Annotated in this window: 15 protein-coding genes and 1 riboswitch; of the genes, 7 read left to right on the top strand and 8 right to left on the bottom strand. The window is 60.3% G+C overall.

What is annotated here, in order from left to right:
• Nucleotides 1-243: 243 nt before the first annotated feature.
• Together QCBJ_RS25715 and QCBJ_RS25720 are read left to right on the top strand one after the other, a co-directional pair.
• The gene (locus tag QCBJ_RS25715; protein ID WP_015886313.1) at nucleotides 244-795 is read left to right on the top strand and encodes a cytochrome b; all 552 of its coding nucleotides are present in this window, start codon (nucleotides 244-246) and stop codon (nucleotides 793-795) included.
• Between the two features lie 32 nt (nucleotides 796-827).
• On the top strand, nucleotides 828-1,406 hold the full coding sequence (locus QCBJ_RS25720) for a YceI family protein (RefSeq protein WP_046034960.1): 579 nt from the start codon (nucleotides 828-830) through the stop codon (nucleotides 1,404-1,406).
• A gap of 201 nt (nucleotides 1,407-1,607) precedes the next feature.
• Here the strand turns inward: QCBJ_RS25720 and QCBJ_RS25725 are convergent, their stop codons facing one another.
• From QCBJ_RS25725 to ahcY, 5 genes are all read right to left on the bottom strand, one after another.
• On the bottom strand, nucleotides 1,608-3,494 hold the full coding sequence (locus QCBJ_RS25725) for a DEAD/DEAH box helicase (protein ID WP_015886311.1): 1,887 nt from the start codon (nucleotides 3,492-3,494) through the stop codon (nucleotides 1,608-1,610).
• A 221-nt stretch (nucleotides 3,495-3,715) separates the two neighbouring features.
• A complete protein-coding gene (locus QCBJ_RS25730) occupies nucleotides 3,716-4,507 on the bottom strand; it encodes an ABC transporter substrate-binding protein (RefSeq protein WP_093542506.1) in 792 nt (263 codons plus the stop codon).
• 63 nt (nucleotides 4,508-4,570) lie between these two features.
• Nucleotides 4,571-5,653, bottom strand: coding sequence for a hypothetical protein (locus QCBJ_RS25735; protein ID WP_093542504.1), 1,083 nt, complete (start codon nucleotides 5,651-5,653; stop codon nucleotides 4,571-4,573).
• Nucleotides 5,654-5,731: 78 nt separating this feature from the next.
• Nucleotides 5,732-6,577: a methylenetetrahydrofolate reductase [NAD(P)H] gene (metF, locus tag QCBJ_RS25740; RefSeq protein WP_015886308.1), complete on the bottom strand. Its 846-nt coding sequence runs from the start codon at nucleotides 6,575-6,577 to the stop codon at nucleotides 5,732-5,734.
• Nucleotides 6,578-6,763: 186 nt separating this feature from the next.
• Nucleotides 6,764-8,173, bottom strand: coding sequence for an adenosylhomocysteinase (ahcY, locus tag QCBJ_RS25745; protein ID WP_015886307.1), 1,410 nt, complete (start codon nucleotides 8,171-8,173; stop codon nucleotides 6,764-6,766).
• Between the two features lie 21 nt (nucleotides 8,174-8,194).
• Nucleotides 8,195-8,301: riboswitch (S-adenosyl-L-homocysteine riboswitch) on the bottom strand.
• Between the two features lie 198 nt (nucleotides 8,302-8,499).
• Here ahcY and QCBJ_RS25750 point away from each other — a divergent pair.
• The 3 genes from QCBJ_RS25750 to QCBJ_RS25760 all read left to right on the top strand — a co-directional run bounded on the left by QCBJ_RS25750 (nucleotide 8,500) and on the right by QCBJ_RS25760 (nucleotide 11,892).
• Entirely contained in the window at nucleotides 8,500-8,904 is a 405-nt protein-coding gene (locus QCBJ_RS25750) for an acyl-CoA thioesterase (protein WP_010207175.1), read from the top strand.
• Between the two features lie 97 nt (nucleotides 8,905-9,001).
• Entirely contained in the window at nucleotides 9,002-10,933 is a 1,932-nt protein-coding gene (locus QCBJ_RS25755) for a patatin-like phospholipase family protein (protein ID WP_093542502.1), read from the top strand.
• 71 nt (nucleotides 10,934-11,004) lie between these two features.
• Nucleotides 11,005-11,892, top strand: coding sequence for a formate/nitrite transporter family protein (locus tag QCBJ_RS25760; protein ID WP_015886305.1), 888 nt, complete (start codon nucleotides 11,005-11,007; stop codon nucleotides 11,890-11,892).
• On the opposite strand, the gene QCBJ_RS25765 is transcribed toward QCBJ_RS25760, so the two are convergent.
• Nucleotides 11,886-13,145, bottom strand: a complete 1,260-nt coding sequence (locus tag QCBJ_RS25765) for a sodium:proton antiporter (RefSeq protein WP_046034962.1) — start codon at nucleotides 13,143-13,145, stop codon at nucleotides 11,886-11,888. The genes QCBJ_RS25760 and QCBJ_RS25765 overlap by 7 nt on opposite strands.
• Nucleotides 13,146-13,351: 206 nt before the next feature.
• On the opposite strand from QCBJ_RS25765, the gene QCBJ_RS25770 reads away from it, so the two are divergent.
• Nucleotides 13,352-13,738, top strand: coding sequence for an MAPEG family protein (locus tag QCBJ_RS25770; RefSeq protein ID WP_043206031.1), 387 nt, complete (start codon nucleotides 13,352-13,354; stop codon nucleotides 13,736-13,738).
• Between the two features lie 212 nt (nucleotides 13,739-13,950).
• On the opposite strand, the gene QCBJ_RS25775 is transcribed toward QCBJ_RS25770, so the two are convergent.
• Complete coding sequence (locus QCBJ_RS25775; protein ID WP_102061876.1) at nucleotides 13,951-15,135, bottom strand: murein transglycosylase A; 1,185 nt, start codon at nucleotides 15,133-15,135, stop codon at nucleotides 13,951-13,953.
• A gap of 129 nt (nucleotides 15,136-15,264) precedes the next feature.
• Here QCBJ_RS25775 and QCBJ_RS25780 point away from each other — a divergent pair, with 129 nt between their 5' ends.
• Nucleotides 15,265-15,714, top strand: a complete 450-nt coding sequence (locus QCBJ_RS25780) for a cytochrome c (RefSeq protein ID WP_015886301.1) — start codon at nucleotides 15,265-15,267, stop codon at nucleotides 15,712-15,714.
• 6 nt (nucleotides 15,715-15,720) lie between these two features.
• Here QCBJ_RS25780 and QCBJ_RS25785 read toward each other — a convergent pair whose 3' ends face one another.
• On the bottom strand, nucleotides 15,721-16,116 hold the full coding sequence (locus tag QCBJ_RS25785; RefSeq protein ID WP_102061877.1) for a DUF1090 domain-containing protein: 396 nt from the start codon (nucleotides 16,114-16,116) through the stop codon (nucleotides 15,721-15,723).
• Nucleotides 16,117-16,136: the final 20 nt, after the last annotated feature.

Here is a 16,136-nt window from a genome sequence, read left to right on the forward strand (position 1 = left end):
AGCGCAGGTAAAACAATCGCGCAAGCCTATGCAATGGTGGCGCGTGTCACAACCTATTGTGAGGGAATTCGCGGTAAACACAGGACGGTCTGTCACGTTTCTTAGGAATAGTCCTTAATCCTTGGTTAACTTATTGTGCATAGGCTCTTGATCGTATTTCTCGATATTTCAAAGCGAAATTTTCCGCTTTAATTCGATAGGTAAATCGCTAGTCTTGGGCGCAGCTCTTACGGGATTTGGGACATGCAGCTACGTAATTCTTCGGCCCGCTATGGTTGGGTCAGCATTGTTTTGCATTGGGGCGTGGCCCTGGTGGTGTTCAGCTTGTTCGCCCTGGGCTTGTGGATGGTCGGCCTCGACTACTACAGCGCCTGGCGCAAAGACGCGCCGGACCTGCACAAGAGCATTGGCATCACGCTGTTCGCCATTATGCTGGTGCGTATCGTCTGGCGCCTGGTAAGCCCGCCACCACCACCGCTGGCCAGCTACAGCCGCCTGACCCGTATCGGTGCGGCGTTCGGCCACGCGTTCCTGTATCTCGGGCTGTTCGCCGTGATGATCGCCGGTTACCTGATTTCCACCGCAGACGGTGTCGGTATCCCGGTGTTTGGCCTGTTTGAAATTCCTGCCGTGGTTTCCGGTCTACCGGACCAGGCAGACACTGCGGGCGTGGTGCACTTGTACCTCGCTTGGGTGTTGGTGGTCTTTGCCGGCTTGCACGGCGTGGCTGCGTTGAAACACCACTTTATTGATCGTGATGTGACCCTTACGCGAATGCTGGGGCGCAAAGCCTGATGTTCAACCTCGACTCACAAGGAATAGAAAGCATGTTGAAAAAGACTCTCGCTGCTCTGGCCATCGGTACTGCCCTGCTGTCTGCAGGTCAGGTGATGGCGGCTGACTACAAGATCGACAAAGAAGGCCAGCACGCCTTCATCGACTGGAAAATCAGCCACCTGGGCTACAGCTACATCCACGGTACCTTCAAGGACTGGGATGGTACCTTCAGCTGGGATGCCGCCAAGCCGGAAGCCAGCAAAATCGCGGTCGACGTGAAAACCGCCAGCCTGTGGTCCAACCACGCAGAGCGTGACAAGCACATCGCCAGCAAAGACTTCCTGGACGTTGCCAAGTTCGCCGACGCCAAGTTCGTGTCCACCGCCGTTAAATCTACCGGCGAGAAAACCGCTGACGTAACGGGCGACCTGACCTTTCACGGCGTGACCAAGCCTGTGACCTTCAAGGCGACCTTCAATGGTGAAGGCAAGGATCCATGGGGCGGCGAACGTGCTGGCTTCAACGCCAAGACCACCGTCAACCTGAACGACTTCGGCATCAAAGGCCCCGGCCCGTCCTCGCAGACCGTGGACCTGGACATCTCGCTGGAAGGCGTCAAGCAGAAGTAATGTCTGGCTTGGCAATGCGGTCCTTGTGGGAGAGGGCTTGCCCTCGATAGCGGTGTGTCAGTTAAAAGTAGGTCAGCTGACACTCAGCTATCGGGGGCAAGTCGAATCGTCGCACCGCCCCTTCCACATTGGATCGTTATTGAGTCCAAAAAAAATGCCCCGCATCGAAAGATACGGGGCATTTTTTATGGGGCTAAAAACTCAGCGGTTGCGAGTCAGCAATGCTGGCTTTTCACCACGAGGACGGCCTGGCAACTGATCCAGTTGCTCGGGTGTCGGGAAGCGATCCGCTTTCGACTCCTTGTGGATGATCTTCGGCGCTGGGCCACCGCGCGGGTTCTGCACGGCCGGTTCGGACAAGCGAGGCTGGTCGTCACGGGCTGGGCGGCGGTTGTTGCTGCGCGAGTCTTCGCGACGGGCTTGGCCGTCACGCGGTGCGCCATTACGCGGGCCGCTGCGCTTGGCCGGTGGAGTGCCGGTGGTGCCGCCGCTGCTGTTGCGTGGGCCGTTCTGGCGAGCGCCTTGTGGCTGACCGCCACGTGGAGCGCCTGCGCCCGCACCTTGTGCAGGCGCGCCGGGACGACGGCCACGGCCTTGGGCCGGCTTGGCCTGAGGCACGTAGTCAACGCGGTTGCCGAAGTTATCCACGTCGTCGTCGAGGAACTCGTCCGGGGCACGGTCAGCGGCGGCGCGTGGCGGCTGACTCGGCTGGCGCTGTTCGCGGGCCGGGGTGCCTTCACGGGGCTTCTGCTCGCGGGCTGGGCGTTCGCCACGGCCGTTGGTAGGCGCTTTTTCCTTGCCGCCCTTGTCCTTGCCCTTGTCGCGACGACCACCGCCACCACCGCCGCCGTTCGGGCCATCACCCTTCGGACCGCGTGGGTTGCGTGGGTTGCGCACGTCCGGACGCTCGCGCACTTCAGGCTTCTCAGCCTCTACGGCGCTGGCATCGAAGCCCATCAGGTCGCCGTCGGCGATTTTCTGCTTGGTCATGCGCTCGATGCTTTTCAGCAGTTTTTCTTCGTCCGGTGCAACCAGGGAAATGGCTTCACCCGAACGACCGGCACGGCCGGTACGGCCGATACGGTGCACGTAGTCTTCATCGACGTTTGGCAGCTCGAAGTTGACCACGTGTGGCAGTTGGTCGATATCCAGGCCGCGGGCGGCGATATCGGTGGCCACCAGTATGCGCACGGAACCGGCCTTGAAGTCGGCCAGGGCTTTGGTGCGCGCGTTCTGGCTTTTGTTACCGTGGATGGCGACAGCGGTGAGGCCGTGCTTGTCCAGGTACTCGGCCAGACGGTTGGCGCCGTGCTTGGTACGGGTGAACACCAACACCTGTTCCCACGCGCCGGCGGTGATCAGGTGGGCCAGCAGCGCACGCTTGTGGCTGGCGGCCAGGCGGAAGACGCGTTGCTCGATACGCTCGACCGTGGTGTTCGGTGGCGTGACTTCAATGCGCTCAGGGTTGTGCAGCAGCTTGCCGGCCAGGGCAGTGATGTCCTGGGAGAACGTTGCCGAGAACAGCAGGTTCTGACGTTTGGCCGGCAGGCGGGCGAGGACCTTTTTCACGTCATGGACAAAGCCCATGTCGAGCATGCGGTCGGCTTCGTCCAGCACGAGGATTTCCACGTGGGACAAATCGACGCTGCCTTGGCCGCACAGGTCGAGCAAACGACCGGGGCACGCCACCAGCACGTCCACACCACGGGACATGGCCTGAACCTGTGGGTTCATGCCGACGCCGCCGAAGATGCAGGCGCTGACGAACTTCAGGTCGCGGGCATACAGCTTGAAGCTGTCGTGCACCTGGGCGGCGAGTTCGCGGGTTGGGGTCAGGACCAATACGCGCGGTTGGCGCGGGCCGTGACGCTGGGATTTGTCCGGGTGACCGTTGGGAAACAACCGCTCCAGAATCGGGAGGGCGAAACCGCCGGTTTTACCAGTACCTGTCTGAGCCGCAACCATCAGGTCGCGACCTTGCAACACGGCGGGAATGGCCCGCTGTTGCACCGGAGTAGGCTCGGTATAGCCCGCTGCCTCGATGGCGCGGACTAAAGCCTCGGAGAGACCGAGGGAAGCAAAGGACATGAGTAATCCTGTTTTAGTTAGGGCTTGGCCCAAAGGGATAATCTTGCCGGGCGTGAATGGCGCTTAGGGGAGCGCAACCCCGTCCGGTCCTGCTGCGTCTGGCGGGCACTCCACCGGCTCGCGCGGGCTGAAAGCTGCGCTGTAGCGGGGTTGGGTGCCTTTTTCAAGACCTCAGCGGCCGGGCGTGAGCCTGGCGGAAAGGCCGGAGTATAACAGAGCAATCACGGTACGCTGCTTTCCTGCTGCTCAACGGTGTGTCCAACCCCCGTAATTGCTTGGATTCCACCATATTTGATGCTCAAAGCGGTGTACGCAGGTTCTTGTTTGAAGCGTTTGAGCTCGGCGGCAAAGCGTTGTACCAGCAGATCCATGCCCGCGCCACGGCGCACCGCAAGGAACTGCGGCTGGCGGCTGACCACAGCCGGCGCCTGGCTGACCTTGTCCTCCAGGCCCAGTGCCTTGATCACATGCTGGCCTACCCGGCGGTCGGTGATCACCAAATCGATGCGTCCCAACATTAATTTGCCGAAGTTGGCCTCATGGCTGGGGGCCGCTTCGCGGTTGAACAGGGTGGAGTCGCTGAATGCTGCGCCGTACAAGTAACCCGGCGACGTGCCAACGGTCAGGTCGCGCAGGTCTTCGAGGCCCTGGACAGGGTGGGGGCGATCATTGGCATAGAAGAGCACGAAATTCACTTCCGACAGCGGTTCGCTGGGGTATAGAAGCACGGCGTCGCGCTCGTGGCTGTGGAAAATGTCCAGCGCCCCGTCGGCATGGCCTTGGTCGAGCATGGCCAGGCAGCGCTTCCAAGGCAGGAATTGCCATTGCACCTCAATACCCAGGCGCTGGAACACGATCACCGTGGTTTCGTAGTCCAGCCCGCGCATCGTGCCGTTGTCGTCGTACACATAAGGCGCCCATGGCTCGGTGACAATGCGCAATTTCTCGCCATAAGCCGCCAGGCTCAGGCAAGTAAAGAGGGCAGCAGTCAGCAACTTCAGAATGACAGGCATGCCCTGAGGTTACGACGCTCCTGCCTTAAAGAGAAGCTCTGGCACGCGCATCCGCGGGCGGGGCTATTTGGCGGGTGAGGTCATCAAGTGTTCGTAGATCGCTGTGCGCCGCTCGCCGAGAATCAGGCGTACCACGGGGTTGGCGAACCAGTGTTCCAACTGATGCGCGTCAAGCGGGCGCTTTTGACGTTCCTCTTGGTTTTGTCGGGCTTTGTCCCACCAAACCGGGCCACATGCCTGATCGAATTCGTTCTCGTGCTCGTAGCAGCCGTAGAGGATTTCGCGGATGAACTGCTGCTGGTGCTTGGGTAACAGCAGTGTGATCAGCTTGTACAGCAAGCGCTGCGGGCGGGGAGGGCGCGGCAGGTGCGAGGAGACCTGGCGGGTGTCGGCCAGTGCCAATGCGCTGGTAGGGGCGGCCGCATGCTTGGCGATCCAGGCCTTGACCTTGGCGCGAAACAGTTGCTTGCGACTCCAGTAATGATGGATCAGGTCGGGGCACTCGCGCACGTTGACGCTGCGATAAGCGGCAATCGACAGGCAGAACTCTTCGAGGGTGTAGGCGCCCTCGGCATAGGGAAACAGTTCGTCCATCAACGCGATGGAGCGGTCGAGGATGTGCGCGTCCTGTTGCGTCAGGCCCATGACCCCGGAATTGAGGGTCATCATGTCATCGTCGGCGACGCCCATGTCCAGCAGGCGCTGGCGCAGCGCGGTGTACAGAATACTTTCGGGGTTGTCGCCGTACCGGGTGTAGAAGGCGTTGCACAGCAGGGTGCCGGGTTGCACGCGCTCGAACAGGTCCATCGGTGAATGATGGAAGAACGTGTCGGTGTCGATCAGCATGGCCACCGGCGACTCTTCCAGCACTTGGCGCAGCACCACATGTTTGGTGCGGAAGTGATAGCCGTGGGGCTCGCTCCAGCGTTTGCGAGTGGCTTCGTCCAGCGGGCGCACGCGCACCGGCAAAAGGCGATAGGGCTCGGGGTTATCGCTGAATACCTGGATATCCACGGCGGCGTCCGGGGTGTCGTTCAGGAAGGCCAGCGCGCTGGCGATGCTGAACACCGCTTCCTGGTGGTAGGTCTCGGAGCCGAAGACCAGGTAGACCAGTTGCGGGCGGGAAGTCGTGGACACTGTATTCATGGACTGCTGGGTTCCGTGGGCATGTAAAACGACAAAGGCCCTCGTCGAGACGAGGGCCTTGGCACAGCCGGACAAGCTTCAGCGTGGCAGCTTGAGGTTGTTCCAGATGGCAAGGCTGGGTTCAGCCTGGTTCAGGGTATAGAAGTGCAGGCCTGGCGCGCCACCTTGCAACAATTCTTCACACATTGTGCTGATGACCTGTTCGCCGAACGCCTGGATGCTCTTGACGTCGTCGCCATAGGCTTCCAGTTGTTTGCGCACCCAGCGTGGGATTTCGGCCCCGCAGGCGTCGGAAAAGCGCGCCAGCTTGCTGTAGTTGGTGATCGGCATGATGCCCGGCACGATCGGGATGTTCACCCCCATGGCCCGTACACGCTCGACGAAGTAGAAGTAGCTGTCGGCATTGAAGAAGTATTGGGTGATCGCGCTGTCGGCGCCGGCGTTGGCCTTGCGCACGAAATTCTGCAGGTCGTTTTCGAAGTTGCGGGCCTGGGGGTGCATCTCCGGGTACGCCGCCACTTCGATGTGGAAGTGGTCGCCGCTTTCTTCACGGATAAAGCTCACCAGGTCATTGGCGTAGCGCAGCTCACCGCTGGCCATGCCCATGCCGGACGGCAGGTCGCCGCGCAGGGCGACGATGCGCTTGATGCCGGCTGCCTTGTATTGGGTCAGCAGGCTGCGCAGGTCGGCTTTGCTGTCGCCCACGCACGACAAGTGCGGAGCGGCGGGAACTTTGACTTCACTTTCCAGCTGCAGCACGGTGTTGATCGTGCGATCACGGGTCGAACCGCCGGCGCCGTAGGTGCAGGAGAAGAAGTCGGGGTTGTAGCTGGCCAACTGCTTGGCAGTCGCCATCAGTTTTTCATGCCCAGCATCGGTCTTGGTCGGGAAGAATTCGAAGCTGTAGCGACGGTCTTGGGACATGGTAATACCCTTTGAAACTCAGAATGCCGACGGTGCCCCCCTGTAGGAGCGAGCTTGATGTGGCGAGGGAGCTTGCTCCCGCTGGAGTGCGAAGCGCTCCCAAAATCTTGGGGCCGCTTCGCAGCCCAGCGGGAGCAAGCTCCCTCGCCACAACAAGCCCGCCCCAGCAAAGCAGGGGGCTGTTACTCAGTAACGGTAAGCGTGCGGCTTGAACGGACCTTCAACGGTCACGCCGATATAGTCGGCCTGGGTCTTGGTCAGTTGAGTCACCACGCCGCCGAAGCCGCGGACCATTTCCAGGGCCACTTCTTCGTCGAGTTTCTTCGGCAATACTTCCACGGTCAGGCGCTCGGCTTTCTGGGCGGGCGACAGGTCGGCGTACTTCTGGCCGAACAGGAAGATCTGGGCCAGGACCTGGTTGGCGAACGAACCGTCCATGATGCGGCTAGGGTGGCCGGTGGCGTTGCCCAGGTTAACCAGGCGGCCTTCAGCCAGCAGGATCAGGTAGTCGTCGTTCTGGGCGTCGAACGCGCCAGCACCGGTACGGTGAACCTTGTGTACCTGTGGCTTCACCTCTTCCCATGCCCAGTTCTTGCGCATGAAAGCGGTGTCGATTTCGTTGTCGAAGTGACCAATGTTGCAGACAACAGCACGCTTCTTCAAGGCTTTGAGCATGTTCGCGTCGCAAACATTCACGTTACCGGTGGTGGTCACGATCAGGTCGATCTTGCCCAGCAGGGCCTTGTCGATGCTCGCTTCGGTGCCGTCATTGACGCCATCGATGAACGGCGAAACCACTTCGAAGCCGTCCATGCAGGCTTGCATGGCGCAGATCGGGTCGACTTCGGAGACCTTGACGATCATGCCTTCCTGACGCAGGGACTGGGACGAGCCCTTGCCCACGTCACCGTAGCCGATCACCAGGGCTTGCTTGCCCGACAGCAGGTGGTCGGTGCCGCGCTTGATGGCATCGTTCAGGCTATGACGGCAGCCGTACTTGTTGTCGTTCTTGCTCTTGGTCACCGAGTCGTTGACGTTGATGGCCGGGATTTTCAGCTCGCCCTTGGCCAGCATGTCCAACAGGCGGTGTACGCCCGTGGTGGTTTCTTCGGTCACGCCGTGGACGCGGTCCAGGATTGCTGGGTACTTCTTGTGCAGCAGCTCGGTCAGGTCGCCGCCGTCGTCGAGGATCATGTTGGCATCCCAAGGCGCGCCATCTTTCAGGATGGTTTGCTCCAGGCACCACTCGTACTCTTCTTCGGTCTCGCCTTTCCAGGCGAATACCGGGATACCGGCAGCAGCGATGGCGGCAGCGGCCTGGTCTTGAGTCGAGAAAATGTTGCAGGACGACCAGCGTACTTCGGCACCCAGGGCAACCAGGGTTTCGATCAGCACGGCGGTCTGGATGGTCATGTGGATGCAGCCGAGGATCTTCGCACCCTTGAGCGGTTGCTCAGCGGCATACTTGCGGCGCAGGCCCATCAGGGCAGGCATTTCGGATTCGGCGATAAAGGTTTCACGACGGCCCCAGGCGGCGAGGGACATGTCGGCGACTTTGTAGTCGTTGAAATCTGCAGGCGTGTTTACTGCGCTCATGAAGAGCCTCCATTCGTAGTGTGCGAATGGGCGCCGTTGTGCGTTTAGTATCAGGCCAGGTGTACCAGGCCGGACAACGCCCCATCCGAGCCTGACAGGTTGAACCTGCTGCAGCGCCCCTCGGACAGGTGGCGGGAGAACGGTATCAACTGAAGATGACCGTTTTGAAGCGGGGGCGATTATAGCCGTGTGCGCCAGACTTCCCAAGCCTTTCTGTCGGCAACATGAAGATCGCACATAGGCGTGATAGGCAATGGCTCATAGAGCTTGGGGCCGGGCTCTGCCATGATGTTGCCCATCATTTCGCAACACGCTTTGGAGTGACCATGAACTTCCACACCCGCAAATGGGTAAAACCCGAAGACCTCAACCCCAACGGCACCCTGTTCGGCGGCAGCCTGTTGCGCTGGATCGATGAAGAAGCGGCGATCTATGCCATCGTCCAGCTGGGCAACCAGCGGGTGGTCACCAAGTACATCTCCGAAATCAACTTCGTCAGCGCCTCGCGCCAGGGCGACATCATCGAACTGGGCATCACCGCCACCGAGTTCGGCCGCACCTCCATCACCCTGACCTGTGAAGTACGCAACAAGATCACGCGTAAGAGCATCCTCACGGTAGAGAAAATGGTCTTCGTCAACCTCGGTGAAGATGGTCTGCCAGCGCCTCATGGCCGTACCGAGATCCGGTACGTGAAGGACCAGTTCAAGGACGACAGTCTTCCTGAGTAACAAACCCTCGGCGTGATTTGCTTTACCAAATCATTCCGTATGGATCTCTGCCAGGCTCTCTCATCACTCAGGACCACACCCTGTAGAGAGCCTGCGTATGAAAGTGATTAACTCGATCGCCCGGAATCAACCCGCATGGAGTGATAAGGCTCATTCCCCGACCCAGCACACTGTGAAGACGGCGCTGGTGGAGGGCGTGGGCGAGCGCAATGTGACGCTTCTACGCGATAGTAAGGGGCGGGTGGAGGTGATTTTATCGGCGCCGCCCGTCACGAGCCTGGTGTTGAGCGGTGGAGGCGCCAAGGGCGTCGCCTTTTCGGGGGTGGTGCAGGCGCTTGAGGACGCCCGGAAGCTGAACGGTATTCAGTCGATATCCGGCTCATCCGCCGGTGCGATTTCGGCGGCGTTGATTGCCAGCGGAATGGGCGCTGCGGCATTTGACCGGTTGTCGGACAGCATCGATTTACCGAGCCTACTGAACAGCCAGGACGCCGTGACGGCCTGGATGCAGGATGCCTGTACGACACTTGGCAAATGTGCGGGGCGTTTGCCCGGTGGTGTCGGCACTATTTCCCGTTTGTTGATGACCTTGGCGCCGCGCCTGCAGACTGAAGCCCTTCCCCTTGAGGAACTGATCCGCAACGAGTCGCGCGCGTCGATTCTTGGTCATATCGCGCAAAGCCCTCGAGAAACCAGGCCGACCGAAGTCATGAGCATTGCTGACAAGCTGACTGCGGGTGGCGCACCCACGTTTGGTGATCTCGAGGTGTTGAGCCGGTATATTCCTGCGATCAAGCAACTCAGTATCACCGGTAGCGGCATGTTTGATGGCCGCCCGCAATTAGTGATGTTCAATGCCAGCCTGACTCCAGCGATGGATATTGCCCGGGCCGCGCATATTTCGGGTTCGTTACCGGTGGTGTTCAAAAATCCGGTGGAGCAAGGTCATGCCTTCCAGGCATCAGCTGAAAAAACCGCATTCAAGGATGGTGGGTTGCTGCTCAACACTCCGGCGCCAGGTGTTGTGGCGCGGCCATGTCCCGATAGTCCGCTGAACAAGCCTGAATCGCTGATCGTTAAATTTGAGTCCAGCTCTTCTGCTGCATCCGCTCGCAGTGGCAGTTTTTTCAGCAGTCTGGCCGACCATCTCGTGGGCGTTGAGCATTCGGCCGCTGGAGCGTTTCAGGATAAAAGGCTCGAAGCGTTCGCCGATCAGATTGTGACACTGCCCCTGAAGACCGAAAAAGGCGACTTTACGGGTCTGCTCAATGGCACGGTCAACTTCACTATGCAGGATGAGCAGAAGCAACTCCTGCAGACGAAAGCGCGACAAGCGGTGGAGACGCATTTGGAGCGACGGACCAAGGCACTTGAGCATCATTCGTTCCAATCACTGAATGAAGCCGTGCTGGCCATGGATGATGAAATGCTCGCCAGCGTGCAACCCACGCTGCAAAGCGACCCGGCGGTCGCGGATGTGCTGATGTTTCGAAAAAACGCGCAACAGGCGTTGCGAAACCTGGATGGTGCGATCACCCAGGCTAATCAGTCACAGGGCTCGCTGGTGTTCACGCCGAACATTTCATCGGCCCTGCGTAACTTGGATGCCCTTGCCCGACGGCCAGAGCACATCGACTGGTTGGGGCGCAGCCTCAATGTTGCAAGTCAGCGCAACTTTCAGCAATTGCTGCAAGTGGCGGCCAAACAGATCGAAAGTGATGCAATGCCTCTGTCCAAAGTCATCGGCGGTGCAGTGACCGAAATGAAAGTACGCGATATTTCGATGAAAGCTGAAAACTTCACACGGGAAGTGATCTACCCCTCGTTGTTTCGGCCAGGCCAGCCCAAGTCTAACGTTGAACTGTTGCACCGTGCGGCTCAGGACCTGGCTCGGGCTACTACCCCCAGCGAATTCAACCAGGTACTCGACACCATCAGTGGTCACTACAAAGCGCGTAACAAACCCTGGGACAAGGCGCGCCGCTCAACCACCGTGGAGATGGCAAAGGCCTGGAAGGTGCAGGTTTAGTTGTGTGGCCACTGAACAGCTACTGTGGCGGCGTGTCGTAGCTACAGGCACCCCTAGGACTCTGGAACATCATGGCCACTCAAGCAGACGGCAAGACCCCAAACCTGTCGCAGGAAGAGCAACAGGACGTGGACAAGAACCAACCACCCCGTGCGGCGGTGTTGCATGAAATCATCCGTACACAGGGTGACCAGGAACTGGAGCGCAGTGTTGCTGCCTTGTGGTGGTCGGCATTGGCGGCCGGGTTGACCATGGGCCTTTCGCTGATGGCCATGGGGTTGCTCAACTCTCGGCTGCCGGATGGCGAGAGCTTTAAGGTTATCGCCAGCTTCGGCTACTGCGCAGGGTTCCTGGCAGTGATCCTGGCGCGCCAGCAACTGTTCACCGAGAACACCCTGACCGCTGTTTTGCCGGTGATGAGCAAACCCACGCTAGGCAATGCCGGGCGATTGTTACGGCTATGGACAGTGGTGCTGGTGGGCAACCTGTGCGGCACCTTGCTGGTGGCTTATGTGATGTTGCACCTGCCGATCTTCGACACCAAGACCGACCTGGCCTTCCTGGAAATCGGCCGCAAGATCATGGAAAACGACGCCGGCCAGATGTTTGCCAAGGGCATCGTCTCCGGCTGGATGATCGCCACCATGGTGTGGATGATCCCCTCCATGGAAAGCGCCAAGATGTGGATCATTATTCTGATCACCTACCTGATGGCTCTGGGTGACTTCACCCATATCGTCGTCGGCTCCGCCGAGGTGTCGTACCTGGTATTCGCTGGCGAGTTGCCGTGGAAGGATTTCTGGCTGGTGTTCGCCGGGCCGACCCTGGCGGGCAATATCATTGGCGGCAGCTTTATCTTTGCGCTGATCAGCCATGCGCAGATTCGCAGCGAAAGCAGTCTGCCGGGCAAGAAAGCTGCGGACCCGAGGCATCCGCAGCAGATCGACAAGGCTCAGTGAGCGTCCGGCGCGGCCTGGGGTTCGTCCCGGGTCACGCGCTTGACCAGCTTGCCGATGCTCAACCCCTGCAGCAGGATCGACGAGAGCACCACGATGTAGGTGATGCTCAGCAGCAAGTCGCGCTCCGGGCCCAGCGGCAGGGCCAATGCCAGTGCCACGGACACCCCGCCACGCAGGCCACCCCACGTCAGGATGCGGATGGTCCCGCGTGGCACTGTGCGCCAGCGCCGCAGCAGCAGGATGGCCGGTGCAACCGTCAACAGACGCGACAGCAGGATCGCCACGGCCAGCAAGCTGGCGGCGAACACGTGCAGCCAGTTAAACGGCAACAGCAGCAGCTCCATGCCGATCAGTGCGAACAGCAGCGCATTGAGCATGTCATCGAGCAATTCCCAGAAGCCATCCAGGTAGCGCCGGGTCATGTCGTTCATTGCCAGTTTGCGCCCCAGGTTGCCGATGATCAGCCCGGCGACCACCATCGCAATCGGTGCCGAGACGTGCAGTTCGGTGGCCATCGCCGAGCCGCCGATGACCAGGGCGAGGGTCAGCATCACCTCGATCTGGTGCTGCTCGATGCTCTTGATCATCAGGTACACCAGGTAGCCGATCAGGCCACCGAACACCACGCCGCCAATCGCCTCATGGGCAAACAGCATGGCGGTGGCGCCCACCGTCGGCGTTTCGCCTAACTGTGCAATGCCCAGTAAAACGGTAAACACCACGACGGCCGTGCCATCGTTGAACAGCGACTCGCCGACAATGGTGGTCTTCAATGGCTTGGAGGCGTTGGCGGTACGCAGCACGCCCAATACCGCGATCGGGTCGGTGGGGGAAATCAGCGCACCGAACAGCAGGCAGTAGAGGAAGCTGACGTGCCAGCCGAACAGGGCAAAGATGTAATACGCCAGGCTGCCGATCACCACGGTCGCGATCAATACGCCGAAGGTCGCCAGTAGGCCGATGGGCCAGCGGTAGCTGCGCAGGTCGTTGAGGTTTACGTGCAAGGCACCGGCGAACAGCAAGAATGAGAGCATCCAGTTCATCAGCAGATCGCCGAAGTCGATCTGGCCAATCAGTTGCTGGATGCGCTCTTCCAGGCCTGGATATCCGAGAAAACTCAAGCCTTGCAGGATCAGCGAAAACAGCAGGGCCGTGACCATCACGCCGATGGTGGGCGGCAGGCCAATGAAGCGGAAGTTCACATAGGTGAGCAGGGTGGTGAGGCAAATGAAGGCGGCGACAAGTTCAAGCATCCGGGGTCCTTGGAAGTTGGGTGGAAGAGCGTTAATTGGGGGATGGACCGCAACCCCTGCACAATGTTGCAGGGCTGGGGGCAAATCACCGATAGAACCTTTTGCGGGGCTGGCGGCTCATAGCGATGGGTGCGGCGTTTCATGTTGAGTGCTAAAACTCTAAATTCTGCTTCAAACTAAAAAGCAAACTAAAAAAGGAATCAGTGATGACGGTGGCCTTCTGGTGTGTGTTGATCGCAATTTTTCTGCCTTATCTGTGCACAGGCGTGGCCAAGTTCAGCGGTGGCAAGTTCGGGCCGCGGCAGAACCACGACCCTCGCGCGTTCCTGGACACCCTCGAAGGGGTTGCCAAGCGTGCCCACAGTGCTCAACTCAACAGCTTTGAAGTGACGCCGGCATTTGCGGCGGCAGTGATTATCGCGCACTTGGCCGGTACGGCTGAGTTGGTCACCATCAATGTGCTGGCTGTGCTGTTTATCACCAGTCGCCTGCTGTACATCATCTGCTACCTGGCCGACTGGGCGATCGCTCGCTCACTGGTGTGGTTCGTGGGTATGGCGCTGATTGCGAGTTTCTTCTTCGTCTCGATCTGAAGGCTGAAGCAGAGCCACTGTGGGGGCGGTGTTTGTAGTGAGCGGGCTTGCCCCGCGCTGGGTGGCGAAGCCGCCCCGGAACCATACGCCTCGGTGTGCCTGAATAAATGGGGTGAGGCTGATGGGGGCTGCTGCGCAGCCCAGCGCGGGGCAAGCCCGCTCACCACAGCAAGCCCGCTCACTACGGTGAACCGAGCCCGGCGGAGCGTTTTTCAGCTCCCGACAGGTGCATCCGGCACTTGCGGCAATGCTGCGCCCTTGGGCCACAACATCCAGATTTGCCCCTGCTGCTTCATGTTCCCCGCCAGTTCACCCGCCGCATCGCCAGTGCCCCAGAACAAGTCCGCGCGCACTTCACCCGTGATTGCACCGCCGGTGTCCTGTGCCGCTACCGGGCGGGCGATGGGCGAACCATCCGGCTTGGTAGTCGAAAGCCACAGCAGACTGCCCAGCGGAATCACCTTGCGATCCACCGCGACGCTGTAGCCGGCGGTCAACGGTACGTTCAAGGAACCGCGCGGGCCTTCATTGCTGTCGGGCCGTGCGCTGAAAAACACATAGCTTGGGTTGCTCGCCAGCAGCTCCGGAATACGCTGCGGATGCGCCTTGGCCCAAGCGCTGATGGCGCCCATGGTCACGTCTTCCTTCTTCAGCTCGCCTTGTTCCACCAGCCAGCGACCGATCGGGCGGTAGGGGTAGCCGTTCTGGTCGCCATAACCGACGCGCAGTTGGCGCCCACCGGCCAGTTGAATGCGGCCCGAGCCCTGGATTTGCAGGAATTGCAGGTCCATCGGGTTCGTCAGCCAGGCGATCGGCTTGGCCGTGGAGCCCTGGCCGTTGATGGCGCTGGCGTCGTCGTAGGGCTTGAGCACGCGACCTTCCAGGCGACCGCGCAGGCGCTTGCCCTTGAGCTCGGGGTAGATGCTTTCCAGGTTGACGATGATCAGGTCGTCCGGCACGCCGTACACCGGCACGTTGGCCTTGGCGGTCTTGGTCAGGCTGCCGGGGTAGACCGGTTCGTAGTAGCCGGTGATCAAGCCGTTCGGGGTGTTGTCGGCCGAGCGCAGGCCGAACACATCCAGGCGCTCCTTGAGGAATCCGCGCACCGCCACGGCATTGTTCGGCACTGTGGCGGCTGCCGCACAGGTCGCGCCCCACACCGGGTCGGCCTTGAGCCGTTGGCAGGCGCTGCGCCAGGATTCAAAACCGGCCAGCAGATCGCTGTCGGACACCGTCGGCAAGGCTTCCCACGGTGCGCTCACATAGGTGGCGACGGCGTGGGGTTTGGAAGTTTCATCTTTGGCTGTTTCTTTGCCCGCGTCGCAGCCGGCCAGCAGTGCGATCATCGGCAGAGCCCACGCCAGGCGGCGGCTCCAGGGTTTCAAGCTGACATTCATACAAACACTTCCTGAAGCGATTGCCCGCGTAGCAGCGCTGTTGGGCAACCCTTATTAATAATAGGGCTATTGGTCTTTGCGGGCGGGGCGAGGATACTGGCCGCCGTTTTCCGTGACCTCGAAGCCACCATGACTTTTAAACGACTGACCGTTGTACTGCTGGCCTGCCTGACGTTGTCCGCCTGTGGCGGCGTTGATCCGAATTCGCCGCTGGGCCAGCGCAAGGCGATCTTCAAGCAGATGCTCAAGACCGGCGAAGACCTGGGCGGCATGCTGCGCGGACGCATCCCGTTCGACGGCGCGAAATTCGCCGACGGCGCGGTCAAGCTGGACGCGTTGTCCCATGAACCATGGAAACATTTTCCGAGCGTGCGTGAAGAGGATCACACCAGCGCAAAGGACGATGTCTGGCAGAAACAGGCGCAATTCCAGCAACTGGCCCGCAACCTTGAAGCGGCCACCGGTGAATTGGTGACCGCCAGCCAAGTGCAGCCTTACAAGGCCAGCAACCTGGGGCCTGCGGTGCAGAAAGTCGAAGATGCCTGCAGCGCCTGCCATAAACAGTTCCGGGACCACTGACTGGTTTTACTGGTCGAGTTCTTCCACGGCGTCCTGCAGTTCCTTGCGGGACTCGGCGAGTTTGTCCTTACGCTTGTTGATCTTGTCCGCGTCGCCTTTTTTCATGGCCTTGTCGAGGTCGGCCTGACGGCGGCTGACTTCATGCTTGGCGTCGAGCACCTTGTTTTCCCGCTCTTTCCTCAGGGAGGCGTCGGTGCAGTTGGCAGTGACTTCGCTCAGGGCTTTTTCCAGGCCGGCTTGTTGTTCGCTGTTGCCGTGGACCTTGGCTTGTTCGATCTGGGTGCTGATGGCTTGGCGCTTGGCCGCGCAGCCGGTGAGCTGAGGGGCTTCTTCGGCGGCCATCAGCGGCGTGGCCATGAAGCTTGCGACGGTCAGCAAGGCAAAGGGGGCTAGAAATTTCATGTGGGGCTCCAAAGTCGCAA

The organism is Pseudomonas sp. QC2 (assembly GCF_002859085.1).
Lineage (GTDB): Bacteria > Pseudomonadota > Gammaproteobacteria > Pseudomonadales > Pseudomonadaceae > Aquipseudomonas > Aquipseudomonas petroselini.

Bases quoted from the DNA above. Each gene is read 5' to 3' on its own strand.
- QCBJ_RS25715 (WP_015886313.1), top strand. From the start codon at position 244: ATGCAGCTACGTAATTCTTCGGCCCGCTATGGTTGGGTCAGCATTGTT.
- QCBJ_RS25720 (WP_046034960.1), top strand. From the start codon at position 828: ATGTTGAAAAAGACTCTCGCTGCTCTGGCCATCGGTACTGCCCTGCTG.
- QCBJ_RS25725 (WP_015886311.1), bottom strand. From the start codon at position 3,494: ATGTCCTTTGCTTCCCTCGGTCTCTCCGAGGCTTTAGTCCGCGCCATC.
- QCBJ_RS25730 (WP_093542506.1), bottom strand. From the start codon at position 4,507: ATGCCTGTCATTCTGAAGTTGCTGACTGCTGCCCTCTTTACTTGCCTG.
- QCBJ_RS25735 (WP_093542504.1), bottom strand. From the start codon at position 5,653: ATGAATACAGTGTCCACGACTTCCCGCCCGCAACTGGTCTACCTGGTC.
- metF (WP_015886308.1), bottom strand. From the start codon at position 6,577: ATGTCCCAAGACCGTCGCTACAGCTTCGAATTCTTCCCGACCAAGACC.
- ahcY (WP_015886307.1), bottom strand. From the start codon at position 8,173: ATGAGCGCAGTAAACACGCCTGCAGATTTCAACGACTACAAAGTCGCC.
- QCBJ_RS25750 (WP_010207175.1), top strand. From the start codon at position 8,500: ATGAACTTCCACACCCGCAAATGGGTAAAACCCGAAGACCTCAACCCC.
- QCBJ_RS25755 (WP_093542502.1), top strand. From the start codon at position 9,002: ATGAAAGTGATTAACTCGATCGCCCGGAATCAACCCGCATGGAGTGAT.
- QCBJ_RS25760 (WP_015886305.1), top strand. From the start codon at position 11,005: ATGGCCACTCAAGCAGACGGCAAGACCCCAAACCTGTCGCAGGAAGAG.
- QCBJ_RS25765 (WP_046034962.1), bottom strand. From the start codon at position 13,145: ATGCTTGAACTTGTCGCCGCCTTCATTTGCCTCACCACCCTGCTCACC.
- QCBJ_RS25770 (WP_043206031.1), top strand. From the start codon at position 13,352: ATGACGGTGGCCTTCTGGTGTGTGTTGATCGCAATTTTTCTGCCTTAT.
- QCBJ_RS25775 (WP_102061876.1), bottom strand. From the start codon at position 15,135: ATGAATGTCAGCTTGAAACCCTGGAGCCGCCGCCTGGCGTGGGCTCTG.
- QCBJ_RS25780 (WP_015886301.1), top strand. From the start codon at position 15,265: ATGACTTTTAAACGACTGACCGTTGTACTGCTGGCCTGCCTGACGTTG.
- QCBJ_RS25785 (WP_102061877.1), bottom strand. From the start codon at position 16,116: ATGAAATTTCTAGCCCCCTTTGCCTTGCTGACCGTCGCAAGCTTCATG.